This is a genomic window from Xanthomonas bromi (assembly GCF_900092025.1).
GTDB classification, from domain to species: domain Bacteria; phylum Pseudomonadota; class Gammaproteobacteria; order Xanthomonadales; family Xanthomonadaceae; genus Xanthomonas; species Xanthomonas bromi.
Genome location: NZ_FLTX01000132.1, coordinates 1 through 2,248, shown reverse-complemented (window position 1 = coordinate 2,248; position 2,248 = coordinate 1). Strand labels below are relative to the sequence as shown.

Annotated in this window: 2 protein-coding genes and 1 pseudogene; all 3 read left to right on the top strand. The window is 55.2% G+C overall.

All coding sequences use genetic code 11. The features are described 5' to 3' along the window. Window positions 1-499 (top strand): annotated as a pseudogene (locus tag XBLMG947_RS22335) (T6SS effector BTH_I2691 family protein); the annotation flags it as partial. Between the two features lie 30 nt (window positions 500-529). Next, window positions 530-1,267 carry a putative type VI secretion system effector gene (locus XBLMG947_RS20870; protein WP_065470414.1) on the top strand — a complete coding sequence of 246 codons (738 nt, stop codon included), beginning with the start codon at window positions 530-532 and terminating at the stop codon, window positions 1,265-1,267. 77 nt (window positions 1,268-1,344) lie between these two features. Then, complete coding sequence (locus XBLMG947_RS20865) at window positions 1,345-1,812, top strand: hypothetical protein (RefSeq protein WP_167352061.1); 468 nt, start codon at window positions 1,345-1,347, stop codon at window positions 1,810-1,812. Window positions 1,813-2,248: the final 436 nt, after the last annotated feature.

The following is a 2,248-nucleotide window of genomic DNA, read 5'->3' as shown; positions in this document are numbered from 1 at the left end:
TGCTGGTGACGTTGTTCGTTTCACGTCCGATAAAAGCTATGGGATGCTAATTATTTCAACGATTAAAATGGTTGTAGGTGGAGTGGTAGGGGGAGCGCAATTTTTAACTGCTTTGGCTTATTCTGCCCCTGCTTTGGAGAAGGCCATCGGTCGCAGAGGTGTTGTAATTTGGCTCGACTCACTCAAGGCAGGGTTGCAGGCAGCAGCTGTCAAAGAAGGTGAGAATGCGTTAGCTAAAGCATCAATGAAGCGCATAGGTGTCGGAATATTGAGGCTGGGAGGATGGCAGGTTACCGTCGCCCTAGTGGCTTTAGATGTCTTGGTTTACGCAGTTGAACCGGATGCGCTCGAGAAATGGTGTGAGAGTAATCGGTTCGGCAAAATAAATGAGGGGTGGATTTTAGGTTTCGGTGCTAGCGGGCCGCACTACAAGAATTTAAAAGAGCAGGGTGATGCCTTTCAAAACGCTATTGGCGAAGTAACGGCGCGTCCCGTCTAGTTTATATTAATATTTGGAGATTAAATATTAATGTCAGAAAATAATGATGTACATGCCCAAGTGCTCAGTGGCGTTCTGAGTAATGTGAAGGTGAAGAATACCACTGCGGATATATTTTTCCGCGCCGGTGATACGAAAGGGATGGCAGCCACTGGCGTGATTGCTGCAGCTATGGGTTTGAGTGGCGCAGCAGCTGGAATGGCAGCTATGTCAATGGATGAAATGAAGGAGCCGGTATGTCAAGTGAGCTTCGACATTGATGGAAAGCATGTCGAAGCCTTGTTGTGGAACTGGCCTTTTAAAGATGGTGATGAAGTTCAGACGGTGGTGGAACCTGCCCCGAGCGGCGACTACATTGGATTCGCTGTGCTAGATCCCAAGGATCAGGTTATTGTGTTATATCCTCATGTTTCAGCTGGCGGAAAGGCACACTGGAAAGGTGTACGCAAATTCGCTGCACTTGTAATTGGGGGTTTAAATATTCTAATTTTGGCGTTTTTCCTGGCAATTTATATTCTCGTTGAAGATGTCGAATATAAGACTGCAATTGTTGGGGCGCTCGGCGGTGGGGCTGGAATTCTCGTTATCTTCGGCTGGATTAGCTACAACATAGGCAACCGTTTCACTCCGTTCATAGAGATGGCCGAGCCGATCTTCACTCTCTTGGGCTGGAAGGATGTCAAAAACATCGACCTACGCAAGACCACCAAAGCCAAAAAGAAGCCAACCGATCCGCCTGCGATGGGCGACAGCTACTTCCGCTACTGAGGTGAGACATTGATTTCATCGCCCCACGTTATCCGCATCTGTGCGGCACGGTGTGGGTGATGTTTTCCGAGCATCTGTTGAAGCCTGCGACCCTCAAACGCTACGCGGCCGACGCCACCTTGCGCGCCGAGCGCATGCAGCCCATCACGCCCAAGCAATGGATCGGCGCGCCGCAGGCCAAGGGCGATACGGTGCCGCTGTCCAGCGCGGACGCCTTGAAGGCGGTGCTGGAATATCGCGGGTTTGCCGGTGAGATCAGTGAGCCGGCGCAACTGCCGCACGACCGCAAGCCGGCGGCGCTCAGCACGTCCAACGGTGGCTACAAGGCCGAGGTGCTGCGCGCCAATAGCACGCGCTATCCCTGGGCGCTGCGCACTCAGGCAAGCAGTGGCGCGTTGGCCGACAAGGCGCTGCAGGAGCGCTATGCGCGCATGTGCGCGGCCAGCCACAACGGCAAACAGGGCGATCAGCGGCAGACCTACATGCCGATGCTGCGAGGAGATCGACACGCTGTTGCAGCGCAATGCGGCGGTGCTGTCGGATGAGCCTGTGCTGCCTTCTGGCTTCCGGTGGGAGAAGGCCTCCCAGCACGAGGAGGGGCCGCCCACCGCTCTCACCATAGACGGCGTGGAAGTAGCTCGAATCATGGATAAGGTCGCGGGCGGCTGGTTTGTACTGCTGGAGCATCAGCGACCGAGGCCGTCAGGCGCGCCGTTTACGCCGCTGGTCAAGCGAAACTGCAGCAGCTTCGAGCAGGGCAGGCGTGGCACAGCCATGTGCGCCACGCGCCACGAGGCGAGGATCCGAACCGAAGTGGCCGCCCGGATCGCCGCTAACCCACGCCATCTAAGGTGCAGGTCGGTGACCGCAGCGCTCGGGAAAATTGGCCGAACGCCCAAGCGCGCAAAAGGTCTCCGGCACTGGTCGCCGGGAAAAATAAGCTATGCAAGTTGCTGATTTTCAAGCTCAGTAGCGCTAAGG

Bases quoted from the DNA above. Each gene is read 5' to 3' on its own strand.
- XBLMG947_RS20870 (WP_065470414.1), top strand. From the start codon at position 530: ATGTCAGAAAATAATGATGTACATGCCCAAGTGCTCAGTGGCGTTCTG.